This window comes from Acidovorax sp. BL-A-41-H1 (assembly GCF_051942715.1).
Window position 1 is genome coordinate 23,169 of sequence record NZ_JBPVJQ010000007.1, and the last position, 17,411, is coordinate 40,579.

At 66.7% G+C, this 17,411-nt stretch carries 15 protein-coding genes; 11 read left to right on the plus strand and 4 right to left on the minus strand.

Going from position 1 to position 17,411, the window contains the following annotated elements:
• Positions 1-22: 22 nt before the first annotated feature.
• The 9 genes from ACTPOI_RS21835 (at position 23) to ACTPOI_RS21875 (ending at position 9,065) form a co-directional block, all read left to right on the plus strand.
• The gene (locus tag ACTPOI_RS21835) at positions 23-1,219 is read left to right on the plus strand and encodes an NAD(P)/FAD-dependent oxidoreductase (RefSeq protein WP_440112780.1); all 1,197 of its coding nucleotides are present in this window, start codon (positions 23-25) and stop codon (positions 1,217-1,219) included.
• A 50-nt stretch (positions 1,220-1,269) separates the two neighbouring features.
• Positions 1,270-2,187: an amino acid ABC transporter substrate-binding protein gene (locus tag ACTPOI_RS21840; protein WP_440112782.1), complete on the plus strand. Its 918-nt coding sequence runs from the start codon at positions 1,270-1,272 to the stop codon at positions 2,185-2,187.
• Entirely contained in the window at positions 2,184-3,410 is a 1,227-nt protein-coding gene (locus tag ACTPOI_RS21845) for a pyridoxal phosphate-dependent aminotransferase (protein ID WP_440112784.1), read from the plus strand. Before ACTPOI_RS21840 ends, ACTPOI_RS21845 begins: the two co-directional genes overlap by 4 nt.
• Positions 3,411-3,433: 23 nt before the next feature.
• Positions 3,434-5,119, plus strand: a complete 1,686-nt coding sequence (locus ACTPOI_RS21850; protein ID WP_440112786.1) for a thiamine pyrophosphate-binding protein — start codon at positions 3,434-3,436, stop codon at positions 5,117-5,119.
• Positions 5,120-5,280: 161 nt separating this feature from the next.
• Positions 5,281-6,510 carry a Y-family DNA polymerase gene (locus ACTPOI_RS21855; RefSeq protein WP_094285885.1) on the plus strand — a complete coding sequence of 410 codons (1,230 nt, stop codon included), beginning with the start codon at positions 5,281-5,283 and terminating at the stop codon, positions 6,508-6,510.
• A 46-nt stretch (positions 6,511-6,556) separates the two neighbouring features.
• A complete protein-coding gene (locus ACTPOI_RS21860) occupies positions 6,557-7,192 on the plus strand; it encodes an RNA polymerase sigma factor (protein WP_094285468.1) in 636 nt (211 codons plus the stop codon).
• Complete coding sequence (locus ACTPOI_RS21865) at positions 7,189-7,977, plus strand: anti-sigma factor (RefSeq protein ID WP_094285469.1); 789 nt, start codon at positions 7,189-7,191, stop codon at positions 7,975-7,977. The genes ACTPOI_RS21860 and ACTPOI_RS21865 overlap by 4 nt, the downstream gene beginning before the upstream one ends.
• Positions 7,978-8,141: 164 nt before the next feature.
• Entirely contained in the window at positions 8,142-8,630 is a 489-nt protein-coding gene (locus ACTPOI_RS21870; RefSeq protein WP_094285470.1) for a tetratricopeptide repeat protein, read from the plus strand.
• A 168-nt stretch (positions 8,631-8,798) separates the two neighbouring features.
• Positions 8,799-9,065 (plus strand): hypothetical protein, encoded by a 267-nt coding sequence (locus ACTPOI_RS21875; protein WP_094285471.1) that lies wholly within the window; start codon positions 8,799-8,801, stop codon positions 9,063-9,065.
• An 8-nt stretch (positions 9,066-9,073) separates the two neighbouring features.
• Here ACTPOI_RS21875 and queF read toward each other — a convergent pair whose 3' ends face one another.
• From queF to ACTPOI_RS21895, 4 genes are all read right to left on the minus strand, one after another.
• Positions 9,074-9,919, minus strand: coding sequence for an NADPH-dependent 7-cyano-7-deazaguanine reductase QueF (gene queF / locus ACTPOI_RS21880; RefSeq protein ID WP_440112790.1), 846 nt, complete (start codon positions 9,917-9,919; stop codon positions 9,074-9,076).
• A gap of 77 nt (positions 9,920-9,996) precedes the next feature.
• Entirely contained in the window at positions 9,997-10,905 is a 909-nt protein-coding gene (locus ACTPOI_RS21885; RefSeq protein ID WP_205734073.1) for a 2OG-Fe(II) oxygenase, read from the minus strand.
• A 45-nt stretch (positions 10,906-10,950) separates the two neighbouring features.
• Positions 10,951-11,736, minus strand: coding sequence for a peroxide stress protein YaaA (gene yaaA / locus ACTPOI_RS21890; RefSeq protein ID WP_440112792.1), 786 nt, complete (start codon positions 11,734-11,736; stop codon positions 10,951-10,953).
• Between the two features lie 248 nt (positions 11,737-11,984).
• Positions 11,985-15,104, minus strand: coding sequence for an Rne/Rng family ribonuclease (locus tag ACTPOI_RS21895; RefSeq protein ID WP_440112794.1), 3,120 nt, complete (start codon positions 15,102-15,104; stop codon positions 11,985-11,987).
• Between the two features lie 599 nt (positions 15,105-15,703).
• Here ACTPOI_RS21895 and ACTPOI_RS21900 point away from each other — a divergent pair.
• Entirely contained in the window at positions 15,704-16,705 is a 1,002-nt protein-coding gene (locus ACTPOI_RS21900) for an RluA family pseudouridine synthase (protein ID WP_440112796.1), read from the plus strand.
• Positions 16,706-16,732: 27 nt separating this feature from the next.
• The gene (locus ACTPOI_RS21905; protein ID WP_094285476.1) at positions 16,733-17,407 is read left to right on the plus strand and encodes an HAD family hydrolase; all 675 of its coding nucleotides are present in this window, start codon (positions 16,733-16,735) and stop codon (positions 17,405-17,407) included.
• Positions 17,408-17,411: the final 4 nt, after the last annotated feature.

Here is a 17,411-nt window from a genome sequence, read left to right on the forward strand (position 1 = left end):
CCACGCGCTGGTTGCCCCGTTCATGTTGATTGCTAAGGACTCACACCCCATCGTCATCATTGGCGGTGGTGTCATCGGCAGTGCGATTGCGTACTTCCTCACGCTGCAGCAACCGGGCTGCGAGGTGGTGGTGATCGAGCGCGATCCGACCTACGCGCGTGCCTCGTCGGCCCTGTCGGCCAGCTCCATCCGCCAGCAGTTTTCTACCGACATCAACATCCAGATCTCGGCGTTCGGCATCGGCTTTCTGCGGAACGTGGGCCAGCTGTTGGCGTGCCATGGTGATGCGCCCGACATCGGTCTGCACGAAGGCGGCTATCTGTACCTGGCCACCCAGGCGGGCGAGGCCACGCTGCGCGAGAACCATGCACTGCAGAAGCAGCACGGCGCCGATGTGGCGCTGCTGAACCCGCAGCAACTGTCCGAGCGTTTTCCGTGGCTGGCGCTGCAGGATGTGGCGCTGGGCTCGCTGGGCCTGTCGGGCGAGGGCTGGTTTGATGGCTACCTGCTGCTGACGGCCTTGCGCAAGAAGGCGCAGAGCCAGGGCGTGCGCTATGTGGCCGATGAGGCGGTGGGGCTGGACACTGCGGCCAGCGACGGCGTGTTGCATGTGAACGCAGTACGCCTGCAAAGCGGCGCCGTGCTGCCTTGCCGCTACGCCGTGAATGCGGGCGGCCCGTGGGCGGCTGCCATTGCGGGCTGGGCTGGCATTGATTTGCCCGTGGTGGGCAAGCGCCGCACGGTCTTCAATCTGGCCAGCCCCGCAGCGCTGCCGGGCTGCCCACTGCTCATCGACACCAGCGGCATCTGGCTGCGGCCCGAGGGCAAAGGCTTTATCTGCGGCTTTGCGCCCGACGCAGTCAACGATGCCGACTTTGCCCCGCTGGAGCCGGAGTACGCCGCGTTTGACAACCTCATCTGGCCCACGCTGGCCGAGCGCATCCCGGGCTTTGAGGCACTGCGCATGCAGGGCGCCTGGGCGGGCTACTACGAGATGAACACCTTCGACCACAACGCCATCGTGGGCCTGCACCCGGCGTGCGACAACCTGGTGTTCGCCAACGGCTTTTCAGGCCACGGCCTGCAGCAGTGTCCTGCCGTGGGCCGGGGCGTGGCCGAGCTGTTGCTCACGGGCCGCTACCAAAGCCTGGACCTGTCGCCGCTGTCCATCGAACGCATTGCGCGCAACGCGCCGCTGCTCGAAAAGAACGTGATCTGAGCCCTGCTTTTTTTCAACCTGCCAACCACAAAACACAAGGAGACAACGACATGGCAATTTCCCGCAAGACCTTCACAGCGCTCGCTGCAGGCCTGACCCTGGCCTGCATGGCCACGGCCCCCGCGCTGGCGCAGACGGTCAGCCAGCCCACGCTGGAGAAGATCAAGGCCAGCGGCAAAGTGGTGCTGGGCGTGCGCGAGACCTCGCCGCCCATGGCCTACGCGTTGGGCGCAAACGAAAAATACGTGGGCTACCACGTCGAGCTGTGCGAGCGCGTGCTGAAAGAAATCGCACCCGACGCCAAGCTCGAATACATGGCCGTGACGGCGCAGAACACGCTGCCGCTGGTGCAGAACGGCACGCTGGACATCGGCTGCGGCCCCACCACCAACAACACGGCGCGCCAGCAGCAGGTGGCGTTTGCGGTGACCACCTACGTGAGCGAAGTACGCATGGCGGTGCGCAAGGATTCGGACCTGAAGTCCATCGGCCAGCTTGCAGGCCGCACCATTGCGGCATCGACCGGCACCACCGCCGTGCAGCTGCTGCGCAAGCAAGAGCGCGCGCTGGGCGGCGCCCCCATCAAGACCGTGCTGGGCAAGGACCACCACGAGAGTTTCCTGCTGCTGGAGTCGGGCCGCGCGGATGCCTTTGTGCTCGACGACAACCTGCTGGCGGGCATGATTGCCAACTCCAAGGACCCCTCGGCCTACCGCATCGTGGGCGAGCCGCTGGGCGCAGAGCCCATTGCGCTGCTGTTCCGCAAGGACGACCCCAGCTTCAAGGCGGCGGTGGATGGCGTGCTGACCAAACTCATGCAATCCGGCGAGATGGAGAAGATCTACGCCAAGTGGTTTGTGAGCCCCATCCCGCCCAAGAACGTGGGCCTGAGCCTGCCGCTGGGCTCCACGCTGCGCCAGCTGTTTGCCACCCCCAACGACAAACCCCTGGAGACCTACCAACAATGAACGCTCCCATCCCCGCCACGGCCTTCCGCGCGGCCGACCGCCTGGGCGCCATCGGCGTCTCGGAAATCGTGCGCCTGACGCAAGAGGCCAACCAGCTCAAGCGCCAGGGCCAGCCCGTGATCGTGCTCGGCCTGGGCGAGCCGGACTTCGACACGCCAGCCCACATCCTGGAGGCCGCGCAGCAGGCCATGGCGCGGGGGGAGACGCACTACACGGTGCTGGACGGAACGGCTGAGCTGAAAGCCGCCATCCAGCACAAGTTCAAGCACGACAACGGGCTGGACTTTCAGCTCAACGAAATCACCGCAGGTGCGGGTGCCAAACAGATCCTCTACAACGCGCTGATGGCCTCGGTGAACCCTGGCGACGAGGTGATCCTGCCCGCGCCGTACTGGACGTCATACGCCGACATGGTGCTGATTGCGGGCGGTGTGCCGGTGGTGGTGCCCTGCACCGAGGCCAACGGCTTTCGCATCACGCCCGAGCAGCTCGAGGCCGCCATCACCCCGCGCACGCGCTGGGTGTTCATCAACTCGCCCTCCAACCCCAGCGGGGCCGCCTACAGTGCCGAGCAGCTGCTCCCCGTGCTGGACGTGGTGGAGCGCCACCCGCAGGTGTGGCTGCTGGCGGACGACATCTACGAACACATCCTGTACGACGGTCGGGCTTTTGCCACGCCCGCCGCCGTGTTGCCCTCGCTGCGCGATCGCACGCTGACGGTGAACGGTGTCTCCAAGGCCTATGCCATGACGGGCTGGCGCCTGGGCTACGGCGCAGGCCCCAAGGCGCTGATTGCCGCCATGGCGGTGGTGCAGAGCCAGGCCACGTCCTGCCCCTCGTCCATTAGCCAGGCGGCGGCCGTGGCGGCGCTGACGGGGCCGCAAGACGTGGTGCGCGAGCGCTGCCAAGCGTTCCAGGACCGGCGTGACCTGGTGGTGGCGTCGCTCAATGCCTCGCCGGGCTTGCGCTGCCGCGTGCCTGAGGGCGCGTTCTATACCTTTGCCAGCTGCGAAGGTGTGCTGGGTCGCATCACGCCGGGCGGTTTGCTGCTGCGCACCGATGCCGACTTCTGCGCCTACTTGCTGCGCGAGCACCATGTGGCCGTGGTGCCCGGCGGCGTGCTGGGGCTGGCGCCGTACTTCCGCATCTCGTACGCTGCGTCCACGGCTGACCTGCAAGAGGCCTGCGCACGCATCCAGCGCGCCTGCCAGGCCCTGTTCTGAATTTTTGATCCGATACCGTTGACATGAACACGACCTCCCTCACCCCCCGCACCGGCGGCCAGATCCTGGTGCAGCAGCTCATCACCCATGGTGTGAAGCAGCTCTTTTGTGTACCCGGCGAAAGCTACCTGGCCGTGCTCGATGCGCTGCATGATGCCGACATCGGCGTGACCGTGTGCCGCCAGGAGGGCGGGGCGGCCATGATGGCCGAGGCGCAGGGCAAGCTCACCGGCCAACCTGGCATCTGCTTTGTGACGCGCGGGCCCGGCGCCACCAATGCGTCGGCCGGTGTGCACATTGCGCACCAGGATTCGACGCCCATGATCCTGTTCGTGGGCCAGGTGGCACGCAACGCCATGGGGCGCGAGGCGTTTCAGGAGCTGGACTACAGCGCCGTGTTTGGCACCATGGCCAAGTGGGTGGTGCAGATTGACGACCCCGCCCGTGTGCCCGAGCTGATCTCGCGCGCCTTCCACGTCGCCACCTCGGGCCGCCCTGGCCCCGTGGTGGTGGCACTGCCTGAAGACATGCTGACCGAGGCCGCCACGGTGGCCGATGCCTTGCCCTACCAGGTGACGGAGACCCACCCTGGCGCCGCGCAGATGGCTGAGCTGGTGCAGCGCCTGCAAGCCGCCCAAAGTCCCGTGGCCATCCTGGGCGGCAGCCGCTGGTCTGAGCAGGCGGTGCGCGAGTTCACCGCGTTTGCCGAAGCGTGGTCCATTCCGGTGTACTGCTCGTTCCGCCGTCAGATGCTGTTCCCGGCCACGCATGCCTGCTACGGCGGCGACCTGGGCCTGGGCGTCAACCCCAAGCTGCTGGCGCGCATCAAGGCCTCCGACCTGGTGCTGGTGGTGGGCGGGCGCCTGTCCGAAGTGCCCTCGCAGGGCTACGAGTTGTTCAACATCCCCACGCCCGCGCAGCCGCTGGTGCACGTGCATGCCGATGCGGAGGAATTGGGCAAGCTCTACCGCCCCACCCAAGCCATTCACGCCACGCCCCAGGCGTTTGCGGCGGCGCTCAATACGGTGCGCCCCACGGCCGCTGTGCCGTGGACTGCCCACACGGAAGCCGCCCATGCCGAATACCTGGCCTGGAGCGACCCGGCGCCCATCCGCATCCCCGGCAACCTGCAGATGGGCCAGGTGATGCAGCACCTCAAGGAAGTGCTGCCGGCCGACACCATCTTCTGCAACGGCGCGGGCAACTTCGCCACCTGGATTCACCGCTTCTGGCCCTTCACCACCTACGCGAGCCAGCTTGCGCCCACCAGCGGGTCGATGGGCTACGGCCTGCCCGCAGGCGTCGGTGGTAAGCGCCTGTGGCCCCAGCGTGAGGTAGTGGTCTTTGCGGGCGACGGCGACTTCCTGATGCACGGCCAGGAATTTGCGACTGCTGTGCAATACGGCCTGCCCATCATCGTGGTGCTGCTGGACAACGCCATGTACGGCACCATCCGCATGCACCAGGAGCGTGAGTACCCCGGCCGCATCAGCGCCACGCAGCTCAAGAACCCCGACTTCAAGGCCTACGCGCAGGCCTTTGGCGGCCATGGCGAGCGCGTGGAACGCACCGAGGACTTCGCCCCGGCCCTCGCCCGCGCGCGCGCCAGCGGGCTGCCCAGCGTGCTGCATTGCCTGATCGACCCCGAGGCGATCACGCCCACCGGCACGCTGCAGGGCATTCGCAAAGCGGCCCTGGCAAAACAGTGATGGTGACCCGGCGATAGCGCTAAAGTGCGGGATGGCAGCAGGCTGCCACCCCGCCGCGCACAATAGCGGGCGTGACCGTTCCCGCATCTGAATTTGCTGAAAGCGACCCGGCAACCCCGGCCCAGACCGGGGGCAAGCTGCGCCGCATTGCGCACCTCGACATGGACGCCTTTTTCGCGTCCGTCGAGTTGCTGCGCTACCCGCAGCTCAAGGGCCTGCCCGTGGTCATTGGCGGCGGGCGGCGCAAGGTGGACGAGCTGCTGCTGCGCGGGCCCGACGGCACGGCCGAGCGCGAGCGGCGCTTCATCCCGGTAGAGGATTTCCCGCTGCTCAAGGACTATGTGGGCCGGGGCGTGATCACCACCGCTACCTATGCCGCGCGGAAGTTTGGTGTGGGCTCGGCCATGGGCATGATGAAGGCGGCCAGGCTGTGCCCGCAGGCCATCGTGCTGCCGGTGGATTTTGACGAGGTGCGGCGTTATTCGCGCACCTTCAAGGCCGCCATCACCGAGATCGCGCCGGTGATGCAGGACCGGGGTGTGGACGAGGTGTACATTGACTTCACCGACGTGCCCGGCGGCCAGCGCGAGGGCGGGCGGGTGCTGGCGCGGCTCATCCAGAAAAGCATCTTCGACAAGACGGGGCTGACCTGCTCCATCGGCGTTGCGCCCAACCGGCTGCTGGCCAAGATGGCGAGCGAGTTCAACAAGCCCAATGGCATCTCCATCGTTTACGAGGAAGACCTGCAGGAAAAAATCTGGCCGCTGAACGTGCGAAAGATCAACGGCATCGGCCCTAAGGCGGGAGAGAAGCTGGCGCGGTTGGGCATCGAGACCATCGGCCAGCTGGCGGCGCAGGATCCGCAGTGGCTCATCGGCCATTTCGGCAAGTCCACCGGCGCCTGGATGCACCGCGTGGCCTGGGGCCGCGACGACAGCCCCGTGGTGACCGAAAGCGAGCCCGTGAGCATGAGCCGCGAGACCACCTTTGACCGCGACCTGCACGCCGTGCGCGACAAGGCGGAATTGGGCGCGATCTTCACCGACCTGTGTGTGCGTCTGGCCGAGGACCTGCAGCGCAAGGGCTATGTGGCGCGCACCATTGGCATCAAGCTGCGCTACGACGACTTCAAGATTGCCACGCGGGACCACACGGCGGGCATCTACACGGCCGATGGCGCCACCATCCGTCAGTTGGCGGGGCAGTGCCTCAAGCGCGTGCCTTTGGACAAGCGCCTGCGGCTGCTCGGTGTGCGGGCCAGCACGCTGGCGCGGCGGGGTGAAGAGCCCGTGCTGGAACCCCGGGCTGGGGCAGCGGCAGAAACACGCCGACGCAAGCCAGGCACCACCGATGGCACCGACGGTGTGGGGGGCACTGCCCAGCTTTTTTAGCGCGGGCTGGCTGCAACAGCTGCCGCGTTTCTATACTCGCGCGCATATGGCCACTGCCACTGATCGCTCCTCCGCCAACCTGCAGGCATTGATCCGCGCGGCCGCCGCGGGTGATCATGCCGCCTTCGCGCAGGTCTACCAGCGCACCCATGTGCATCTGTTTGGCGTTGCCGTGCGTATGTTGGGGCAAGGACAGGCGGCAGAGGACGTGCTGCAAGAGGCGTATGTGAGCATCTGGAAAAACGCTGGAAGCTACCGCAGCGAAGTGGGTGGGCAACCTGTCCAGCCCATGACATGGCTGATTGCCATTGTGCGCAACAAGGCGCTGGACGCTTTGCGCGCCCGTGCGCGGCGGCCCGAAAGCGCCTGGAACGACACCACCGAGCCCGCAGGCGGTGAGGCGGAAGGCAGCGACGCGCCGGATGCTGCATCTGCATGGGCCACCGCACCCAGCGCGCAGCACCTGCTGGAGCAGGCCACCCAGGCGCTGCGCATCGACGGCTGCATGAATGCGCTGGACGGGAGCCACCGGCAAAGTCTGGCGCTGGCCTATTACCAAGGCCTGTCGCATTCCGAGGTGGCGGCGCAGATGGGCGCGCCACTGGGCTCTGTCAAGGCGTGGATTCGGCGGGGCCTGGAACGTCTGAAAAACTGCCTGGCCGCGCAAGGGGTGGGCGCATGAGATACACCCATCCCGCGCTGCTGGACCACCTGGCGTCTGCCTATGTGCTGGGCACCCTGGGCGGCGGTGCGCGCCGCCGGTTTGTGCGGCTGCTGAGAGATCGCAGCGACTTGCAGTTGCTGGTGGCGCAATGGGAAGCGCGGCTGGGCCTGTTGGCCAGTTCGGTGCCGATGCAGCAGCCACCGCCGCGCGTGTGGGCCGCCATTGAGGCGCGCACCCGGCCGCGCGATTTGAATGTGAAAGAAGCCGCCCTGCAGGGCGGTTGGATGGGCGCGTTGTGGCGGCGCCATGGGGTGTTGCAGGGCTTGGCGGGCTTGGTGCTGGGGGTGGCGGCCACCGTGGCGCTGGTGGCTGCGGTGCCCACCTGGTTTGTGTCGAGCGACCAGGTGGCCTTGCGCGCCGGGGACAAGCTGCCGCAGGCCTATGTGGGCTTGCTGACGGACGCGGCTGGCAATGGCAAGGTGCTGGTGAGTTCGTTGCGCCATGGGCGCACGCTGACGGTGAAGGCCATCGGGCCCATCACGCTTCCAGCGATGCCCGCGGCTCCTGCCACGATGGCGGGCGCTGCCCCCCAGCTGGTGCTGTGGGCGGTGCCCGCCGACGGTGCCCCATTTGTGCTGGGTACGGTGCCGATGACGGGCTCTGCGGTGTCGGCATTGCCCGATACGTCAGAGAAGCTGCTACTCAAGGTCAGCAAGCTCATGGTGACACTGGAGACATCGGCAACGCCCCCGGTGCCCAGTGGCACCGTGCTTTTCACTGGCAACTGCGCCAAGCTGTGGTGAGCGGGGGCGGGGCGAGGCCGCCCCTGGCGTCGCCAAGAAAAAATTTTCCGGGCACTGCATCCGTTTGGCTCTCCGTGGCGTTTGTCCAAGGTGCCGTTGCGCGGCATGGGGCCGGTGCGGCCTCTCACCCCTTTTTTCTTGTCTGCTTTTTCAGGAGTCTTCCTATGCCTTCCTTTTCTGTTCGCCGTTGGATGTCCACGCCCCTGCTGAGCCTGGCATTGGCGGCGGCGCCCCTGTGGGCGCTGCACACTGCCCACGCCGCCGATACACCCACCACGCCGGTCGAGAACACCCGCATTGACGACTTTGCCGTGGGCAAAAAAGCCATCGAAGCCAAGAACTGGGCGCTGGCGGCCAGCAGCTTCAGCAAGGTGGTGGCCCAGAACCCGCAGAACGCCGATGCCTACAACCTGCTGGGCTACTCCAACCGCTGGCTGGGCAAGTACGACGAGGCGTTTGCCGCCTACAACAAGGCCCTGGCGCTGGACCCCCGCCACAAGGGCGCGCTGGAATACTCGGGCATGGGCTACCTCAAGGTGGGCCAGAAGGCGCAGGCCGAAGCCCAACTCGCCAAACTGCAGGCCATTTGCGCGCAGTGCGAGGAAACCACTGATCTGGCCAAGGCCATCGCGGCGTACAAGCCTGCGCAGTGAACGGGGGCGCTGGTGTGCCGGGGGGCGGGGCGCTGGCGGGCTGCTGGAGCGAGCAGGCAAGCCGGGGGCTTTGTCACCCCCACGGGAGAGGCGATCTTCATCCCGGTATTCCTTGACGAAGCCTTACTCGTAACTTACATTGAATCACCCGTTTTCCGGGAGATTCCCATGACGCTGGACGAGCTGCAACGCATCAAGCAATGGCATGTTGCGCACAAGGGTGACCACCCGCTGGAGTACCACCTGTGGGACCTGGTGCTGACGCTGTGGGTGCTGGGCTGGGTGGGCTGGTTTCCCATCTGCGCCTTTGGCGAGCCGCTCACCGCCCCACTGAGCCTGATCGGTATCTTTGTGCCCAGTCTGTACGTGACCTGGCGCACCCGCGCACATTTGCGCCATACCCTGCGGTGTGACTGGCTTGATGTGCGGGGCTGATGGCGGGCTTACTGCCGCGCCGTGCGCACATTGCGCGGCAGGCCCTGCGGGTGGCTGGTGCGCAGGGGGTTGATGTCCAGCCCGCCCCGGCGCGTGTAGCGCGCATACACCGTGAGCTTGATGGGTTTGCAGCGTGCCCACAGGTCCATGAAGATGCGCTCCACACACTGCTCGTGGAACTCGTTGTGGTTACGAAAGCTCACCAGGTACTGCAGCAGGCCTTCCTGGTTGATCTGCGGGCCGCTGTAGCTGATCTGCACGCTGCCCCAGTCGGGCTGGCCGGTCACCAGGCAGTTGCTTTTGAGCAGGTTGCTGGTCAGCGTCTCCGTCACGGGCGCTTCGTTGAATTCGGCCGTCAGCAACTCGGGCGCGGGCTGGTAGCGCGTGCATTCCACATCCAGCCGGTCCAGGCTCAGGCCGTCCAGCTCGTGCACGGGTTCCTGGTCGAACAGCTCGGGCGCGACGAGCTTCACGCCCACGGTGGCAGGGTGTTCTGCGCCGCGCCACACGGCCTCGCTGATGTCGGTGCGGATGCGGGCCTGTACCTCGGCCATGTCGGCAAACCGTGTGTTGTTGAAGCTGTTGAGGTACAGCTTGAACGATTTGCTTTCAACGATGTTAGGCGTCTCGCAGGGCACGGTGATGTGCGCCAGCGCCACCTGCGGCTTGCCGCGCGCATTCAGCCATGACAGCTCGAAGGCCGTCCACAGATCGGCGCCGAAGAAGGGCGCAGCGCCGGTGATGCCGATCTCGGCCCGTTTGCCTGCGCGGGGGATGGGGAACAGCAGCGTGGCGTCGTACTGGTCTACATAGGCCGAGGCCTTGCCCAGCTGGGATTGTTCTGGCGTGTTCATGCTGGTGTGGTTGTATGGATGTTTGCTATTGTTTTGATAGCTATTAAGGCAATATGGAGGGGCGGAGAGGCCTGTTTTTATTTGAATTCCCGCTCGCGCAGCCACTTGGTGGCGATCCACTTCTCGCCCGCGATCACGGGGGCGCCGCCGTGCAGGGTGCGGGTGGAGGTGTGGGGGCGCTCGTAGCTGAAGAACACCGCATTGCCGCGCTGCGGGCCCACCTCAAGATGCACGTCGGGGAAGGTGGTGCCGCCGCCTTTTTCGGGGGTGTTGAGGTACATCACCAGCGTGCCCACGCGCTGCCCGCCGCGCTTGACGATGGTGGCCGTGCCGGGCTCGGCGGGGTCGAAGTAGTCGTAGTGCGGCTTGTACTCGGCGCCGGGGCGGTAGTGCAGCACCTGCAGGCCTTCGCCGTTCTCGATGGGCCAGTTCAAGAGGCGGGCGATGCGCTCTTCGATGCGCTGGATCAGCGGGGTTTCGCCGCGCTGGAAGAACATGCCGTCGCTGGTGCGGTCGGCGTTGATCTCTTCGCCACCCGTCTTGGTGGCCACGGTGAGCGAGCGCGCCAGGCGGGGCTCGGCGTCGGCAATCAGGGCGTCACATTCCTCGGGCGACAGCAGGTTGCCAAACACCACGATGCGCGGCTGGGCCATGGCCAGCAGCACGTTGACCATGCGGTCGCCGCAGTCCACCTGCGAGGGTGATGCATCGAGCTGCGGCTCGGGCACGGGCACGGCCGAGGGCAGGCCTTGTTGCACAGCCAGCTCGTTCAGGTGGTCCTGCAGCGTGATCTCCAGCGCGTCGGCAGCCACGTCTTCGTCCCAGCCCGCGTCGCGCATGGACTGCAGCACCACGGGCGCGGCGTGGCCGGCCTGTGCCTGCTCGATGATCCAGCGGCGCAGCTCGGGCGTGATGGCCTGCCGCGCCGTATGGTTGCGCTGGGCCGTGGTGGTGCTGTCGGAATGCGTGTCAGAGCGTGATGCCATGGCGGTCCTTCAACGGGGTGCGGTGGGGAGGCAGAACAATTCAATTCATGCGGCAGGTGCCGCCTTGCGCCGGAACACCAGGCGCTCCGGGTCGGATGATGCCGGGGCAAAGGCATAGCCGTCCAGATCAAAACCTTCGAGCTTGTGCGGCGTGGCAATGCGGTGGGTGATGGCATAGCGTGCCATGAGGCCGCGCGCACGTTTGGCAAAAAAGCTGATGATCTTGTAGTTGCCGCCCTTCCAGTCCTCGAACACACACTCGATGACGCGGGCCTTGAGCGCCTTGCGATCCACGGCCTTGAAGTATTCCTGCGAGGCCAGGTTGACCACCACGGGCGTGGTGTCGGAGCGCAGCCGGGTGTTGAGGTGTTCGGCGATCTGGCTGCCCCAGAACTGGTAGAGGTTGCTGCCCGCGCCGGTGGCCAGGCGTGTGCCCATTTCCAGGCGGTAGGGCTGCATGCGGTCCAGCGGCCGCAGCACGCCATACAGGCCGCTCAGGATGGCCACATGGCTCTGCGCCCAGTCCAGGTCGTCAGGGCCCAGGCTGCGGGCTTGCAGCCCGTCGTAGACATCGCCGTTGAAAGCCAGCACCGCCTGGCGTGAGTTGCTGGCCGTGAAGCGGGGCCGCCAAGCCTGGTAGCGTGCCACGTTGAGGGCCGCGAGGGTGTCGCTCAGTTCCATCAGCGAGGCGATCTGCTGCGGGGACTGCGTGCGCAGCACCTCGATGAGGGCCGTGGATTGGGCCACAAACTGCGGCGTGGTGTGTGGCAGGCCCTCGGGCAGGGGCGTGTCGTAGTCGAGCGACTTGGCAGGGGACAGCAGGAACAGCATGGGGCGGAAAGCTCTTGGGTCTATAGGGGGGCGGTTTGCCAGCGGCTGTGCGGGCTATGCGGGCTATGCAGGAAATGGTACCTGCTCCATCCCGGTTGCCGATCGCTCATGGGTATTGGCGGGCACGCGCTGCCAACGCTGAACAAGGCGCTGGGCCTTGCTCGCGCGACCCCAAAAAAAGAAGGCGGCCGGAGCCGCCTTCTGGGTTCACAGCCACCGCCAGGGGCGGGAGCCATGTGCTGCGGGCTTCAAGCCGCTGGTGGCTGCTCAAAAGGCAGGGGCATGGCCGACAGGTCGCGGCGGGTTTCCACCAGCACCAGCGGGCCTTCGTCCACTACCACCACAGGAGGCCGTTCGCGGGGCACGTGGATGGGCTTGGGTTCGGCTGCAATCGCGGCCTGCACGGCGGCGATCTTGTCTGCATCGGAGTTCACCCATTGCAGGCCCGACGAAGCGGCCACTTGCTGCAGTGCATCGACCGGCAGCGTGAACGCCTGTACGCGGGGCAGGCCGCCCTGGGCTGCTGCGGTTGCGGGGGCCGCTGTGGCAGCAGCCGGGGCCACTGCCGCGGGTGCCGCAGGGGTGGTCGCTGCGGCGACAGGTGCGGCGGCGACCACTGGCGCGGGCGCAGGCACAGCGGCCACGGGCGCTGCAGCGGGTGCCACGGCTTCGGCCTCTGCCGCCACCGGAGCGGCGGGCGCAGTGGCCGGGGCGCTGAAGTAGCTGCGGCGTGGGGGCTCGTCCTGGGATGCCGTGGCTGCTGCGGGCGCGGCCTGGGTCAGGTCGAAGTCCAGCATGGCGGGTGCAGCAGCGGCTTCGGCACCGTTGCCATCGCGGGGGCCACGTTCACCGCGTTCACGGCGGTCGCGGCCATAGCGGTCGCGTGAACGGCGTTCGCGGCGCTGCTCTTCTCCACCTGCGCCTTGGCCGTTGCCGGGAGCGTCATTGCCGCTGAGGTCCAGGTCGGGCAGCGAGGCCAGGGGCGCTGTGTCGGCAAAGTCGCCGGGCACGGCAGGGGCCTGTGCCGCTGCCGCTTCCTGGGCTTCCACGGCGCGGGGTGCGCGTTCGCCACGGGGGGCGCGGTCACCACGTTCGCGGCGGGGGCCGCGTTCACCACGGGGCTGCTGGGCTGGTGTGCCTTCGGCGCCCTGGTTGCCCGGGCCTTCCACCTGTGCGCTGGCGGCGGTGTTGTCGCCGTTCAGGGCCACATTCTGTTGGCGGGGCTCGGCATCGCGGCGGCCACGGCCACCGTCGCGTCCATCGCGTCCGCTGCGGCCACCACCTTCACGGCCTTCGCCCTCGGGGCGGCGGTCGGTGTCACGCGGTGGGCGGCTCTCCACGTCGCGGGGGGCGCGGCCTTCGGCCGAACGCTCGCCACGGCGGCCACGGCCTTCGCCGTTGCCAGCTTCGCGGTTGCCGTCACGGCCGCCTTCACGCTGGCCCTCACGGTTGCCATCGCGGCCACCGCTGCGGCGGCCACGGCCTTCACCGTTGCGGCCTTCGCGGCGGGGTTCGCCACGGCCAGCGGGCTCGGCGGCCGGTGCGGCGGCAGGAGCTGCCACCGGGGCCGGGGCCGCAGCGGGCGCGCTGCCAAAGCCGAACAGGCTCTTGAGCCAGGCAAAGAAGCCTTGTTCCTGCGGCGCGGCCGGGGCAGGCGCTGCCACCGGGGCCGGTGCGGGCGCTGGTGCAGCAGCACCGCGTGGGGCCTGGCCAGCACGTGCTGGGCGGGCCGCGCCTTCAGGGCGGGGCTCGACCTGCGGAGCGGGCGCGTCAGGCAGCACGCCCTTGATCACCGGGGTCTGCTTGTTGGTGGGCTCTTGCGAGCGGCGCGTCACGGCCGTGGGGTCTTCCACTTCCTCGGCAAGCTTGTAGCTGGCTTCGATGTGGTCCAGGCGCGGGTCGTCGTGCTTGAGGCGTTCCAGGCGGTAGTTGGGGGTTTCCAGCGTCTTGTTGGGCACCATCAGCACGGCCACACGCTGCTTGAGTTCGATCTTGGCGATCTCGGTGCGCTTTTCGTTGAGCAGGAACGAGGCCACCTCCACCGGCACCTGGCAGTGCACGGCGGCCGTGTTGTCCTTCATCGATTCTTCTTGAATGATGCGCAGGATCTGCAGCGCCGACGATTCGGTGTCGCGGATGTGGCCCGAGCCGCCGCAGCGGGGGCAGGGGATGGACGAGCCTTCGCTCAAGGCGGGCTTCAGGCGCTGGCGGCTCATTTCCATCAGACCGAACTTGCTGATGGTGCCGAACTGCACGCGGGCGCGGTCCTGGCGCAGCGCGTCGCGCAGGCGGTTTTCCACTTCACGGCGGTTCTTGCTCTCCTCCATGTCGATGAAGTCGATCACGATCAGGCCGCCGAGGTCGCGCAGGCGCATCTGGCGGGCCACTTCGTCGGCGGCTTCCAGGTTGGTGCGGGTGGCGGTTTCCTCGATGTCGCCGCCCTTGATGGCGCGGGCCGAGTTCACGTCCACGGACACCAGCGCTTCGGTGTGGTCGATCACGATGGCGCCGCCGGAAGGCAGGCTCACGGTGCGGGCGTAGGCCGACTCGATCTGGTGCTCGATCTGGAAGCGGCTGAACAGGGCGGCGTCGTCGCGGTAGCGCTTCACGCGGGCGGCATGCTCGGGCATGACGTGCGCCATGAACTGCTGCGCCTGTTCGTAGATGTCGTCGGTATCGATGAGGATGTCACCGATGTCGTTGTTGAAGTAGTCGCGGATCGCGCGGATCACCAGGCTCGATTCCTGGTAGATCAGGAACGCGCCCCGGCCACCCTTGGCGGCGCCGTCAATGGCGTTCCAGAGCTTGAGCAGGTAGTTCAGGTCCCACTGCAGCTCAGGGGCGGTGCGGCCAATGCCCGCAGTGCGCGCAATGATGGACATGCCGTTGGGGTATTCCAGCTGGTCCATCGCCTCCTTGAGCTCGGCGCGGTCTTCGCCCTCGATGCGGCGCGAGACGCCACCACCCCGGGGGTTGTTGGGCATCAGCACCACATAGCGGCCTGCCAGCGAGATGAAGGTCGTCAGGGCAGCGCCCTTGTTGCCACGCTCTTCCTTTTCGACCTGGACCAGCAGCTCCTGGCCTTCCTTGATGACTTCGTTGATGCGCGCCTGGCTGGGCGACACGCCGGGGGCGAAGTACTGGCGCGAGATTTCCTTGAATGGCAGAAAGCCGTGGCGGTCTTCGCCGTAGTCCACAAAACAGGCTTCCAGCGAGGGCTCGACGCGCGTCACGACGGCCTTGTAGATGTTGCCCTTGCGCTGTTCGCGCCCTTCGATCTCGATTTCGTAGTCGAGGAGTTTTTGTCCATCGACGATGGCCAGGCGCCGTTCTTCGGGCTGCGTGGCGTTGATGAGCATCCGCTTCATGATGCGATTCCTTCAGTGTTTCGCAGACAGCAGCGGTGCAGCCGACCTGACCCACAGGGACGGGCTGCGCGGGCTGCCGCCCACAGTTTCCAAACCAATACAACAAGCTCTACAGGAGCTGTGAATGCCTGGACTGACGCATCGAAACGAAGGGAATTGCCGGGGATGCCAATGATCTGCCGCGCTCTAGCGCAGCATCGTGAGGCAGGGGCGCGTGGATGGGGGCGAGTGGTAGGAGCGCAGTTTTGCTAGCAAAAAAGTAGCTGAATGCGCTTGCTGGCTGGGCGTTGAAGGCGATTTTGAGCATGCAGCCAAAGGCCGCAGCCTCCGCCACAGGGTCTCTATCCATGCCATCAACAACCACATGCTCGCTTTGATCCGCTGGCAGGCTGCGCCCGGGTAGGGAACATCTGCCAGCTTGGGGGATTCCGTATCAGTGTTTCAATCTGTCAGCCCGCCGCGTGGCATGCGGGCCACCACAGGCATCTGGCCTGCAATCTGCGCGCACGACACCCGCTGGCATCGACCTGCCTGCACGGGGCAACGGGCTGTGTGGACTAAACTCCAGACAAATCAACCACTTACATGACAACGCGCAGGTGAAACACATTATAGGGGCCAAACCGCCCGCCGCTCCTGCGGGCCTTCCCGCAGCCCGCATGGTGGAGGTCGATGAAGACTCCGCCGGCCAGCGGCTCGATAACTTTTTGATACGCCACCTGAAGGGCGTGCCCAAGACGCATGTCTACCGCATCATCCGCAGCGGCGAGGTGCGCATCAACAAAGGCCGCGTGAGTGCCGACACCCGCGTCGAGGCGGGCGACATCGTGCGCCTTCCTCCTGTCCGGATTTCAGACAAGGTCGCCGAAAAGGCCGAGCGCCCGGCGCCCGCACGCGAATTTCCCATCCTGCTCGAAGACGAGCACCTGATCGCCATCGACAAACCGGCCGGCGTGGCGGTGCATGGCGGCAGCGGTGTGAGCTTCGGCGTGATCGAGCAACTGCGCCAGGCGCGCCCGGCCTCCAAATTCCTGGAGCTGGTGCACCGGCTGGACCGCGAGACCTCCGGCATCTTGCTGGTGGCCAAGAAGCGGTCAGCGCTCACTCACTTGCAGGACCAGTTCCGCGAGCGCGAGACAGGCAAAACCTATCTGGCGCTGGTCACGGGCGCCTGGCCCGCCAACAAGAAGGTCATCGATCTGCCGCTGCACAAATACCTGCAGGCCGACGGCGAACGCCGCGTGCGCGTGACCACCCCCGACGACCCGGATGGCATGCGCTCCATTACCCTGGTCAAGGTGCGCAGCACAGCAGCTGCCCGGCCGGAACAGGGCCTGCCCGCGATGTCGCTGCTGGAGGTGACGATCAAGACCGGCCGCACCCACCAGATCCGCGTGCACCTGGCCAGCCAGGGGCGCGCCATCGTGGGCGACGACAAATACGGCGATTTCGACCTCAACAAACGCCTGCAGAAGCAGGGGATGAAGCGCATGTTTCTGCATGCGTGGCGGTTACAGTTCAACCACCCCGCTTCGGGTGAGCGTGTGCAGCTGATTGCCGAACTGCCCCCCGAGCTGGCCGAATTTGTTGCCCCCGCCTGACGATCCAGCGCGAAAACCTCTGCTTCCATGTCTGTCAAAAACTTCCGTCCGCGCCGCTTCGACCTCATCGCCTTTGACTGGGACGGCACCCTGTTCGACTCCACCGCCATCATCGTGCGCTGCATCCAGGCGGCGGTGCGCGACGTGGGCGGCACCGTGCCCACCGACAAGGAGGCGGCCTACGTGATCGGCATGGGCCTGATGCAGGCCCTGGCCCATGCAGCGCCGGATGTACCCCCCGAGAAGTACACCGAGCTGGGCAACCGCTACCGGTTCCACTACATCCAGCACCAGGACGACCTGAGCCTGTTCGAGGGCGTGCTGCCTCTGCTGAACGACCTGCGCGAGCGCGGCCACCTGCTGGCCGTGGCCACCGGCAAGAGCCGGCGCGGGCTGGACGAGGCGCTGCACACGGTTCAACTCAAGGGCGTGTTCGACGGCTCCCGCACCGCCGACCAGACCGCTGGCAAGCCCCATCCGCTGATGCTGCAGGAGCTGATGGCCGAATTTGACGTGGTGCCCGAGCGCCTCTTGATGATTGGCGACACCACCCACGACCTGCAGATGGCGGTCAACGCGGGCTGTGCGAGCGTGGGGGTGAGCTATGGCGCCCACGAGCCCGATGCCTTCCACGCGCTGAACCCGCTGTCGGTGGTGCATTCGGTGCGCGAGCTGCACGACTGGCTGCTGCAGCATGGCTGAGAAG

Bases quoted from the DNA above. Each gene is read 5' to 3' on its own strand.
- ACTPOI_RS21855 (WP_094285885.1), top strand. From the start codon at position 5,281: ATGGACGCCTTTTTCGCGTCCGTCGAGTTGCTGCGCTACCCGCAGCTC.
- ACTPOI_RS21905 (WP_094285476.1), top strand. From the start codon at position 16,733: ATGTCTGTCAAAAACTTCCGTCCGCGCCGCTTCGACCTCATCGCCTTT.
- ACTPOI_RS21875 (WP_094285471.1), top strand. From the start codon at position 8,799: ATGACGCTGGACGAGCTGCAACGCATCAAGCAATGGCATGTTGCGCAC.
- ACTPOI_RS21850 (WP_440112786.1), top strand. From the start codon at position 3,434: ATGAACACGACCTCCCTCACCCCCCGCACCGGCGGCCAGATCCTGGTG.
- yaaA (WP_440112792.1), bottom strand. From the start codon at position 11,736: ATGCTGTTCCTGCTGTCCCCTGCCAAGTCGCTCGACTACGACACGCCC.
- queF (WP_440112790.1), bottom strand. From the start codon at position 9,919: ATGAACACGCCAGAACAATCCCAGCTGGGCAAGGCCTCGGCCTATGTA.
- ACTPOI_RS21840 (WP_440112782.1), top strand. From the start codon at position 1,270: ATGGCAATTTCCCGCAAGACCTTCACAGCGCTCGCTGCAGGCCTGACC.
- ACTPOI_RS21860 (WP_094285468.1), top strand. From the start codon at position 6,557: ATGGCCACTGCCACTGATCGCTCCTCCGCCAACCTGCAGGCATTGATC.
- ACTPOI_RS21895 (WP_440112794.1), bottom strand. From the start codon at position 15,104: ATGAAGCGGATGCTCATCAACGCCACGCAGCCCGAAGAACGGCGCCTG.
- ACTPOI_RS21835 (WP_440112780.1), top strand. From the start codon at position 23: ATGTTGATTGCTAAGGACTCACACCCCATCGTCATCATTGGCGGTGGT.
- ACTPOI_RS21865 (WP_094285469.1), top strand. From the start codon at position 7,189: ATGAGATACACCCATCCCGCGCTGCTGGACCACCTGGCGTCTGCCTAT.
- ACTPOI_RS21870 (WP_094285470.1), top strand. From the start codon at position 8,142: ATGCCTTCCTTTTCTGTTCGCCGTTGGATGTCCACGCCCCTGCTGAGC.
- ACTPOI_RS21885 (WP_205734073.1), bottom strand. From the start codon at position 10,905: ATGGCATCACGCTCTGACACGCATTCCGACAGCACCACCACGGCCCAG.
- ACTPOI_RS21845 (WP_440112784.1), top strand. From the start codon at position 2,184: ATGAACGCTCCCATCCCCGCCACGGCCTTCCGCGCGGCCGACCGCCTG.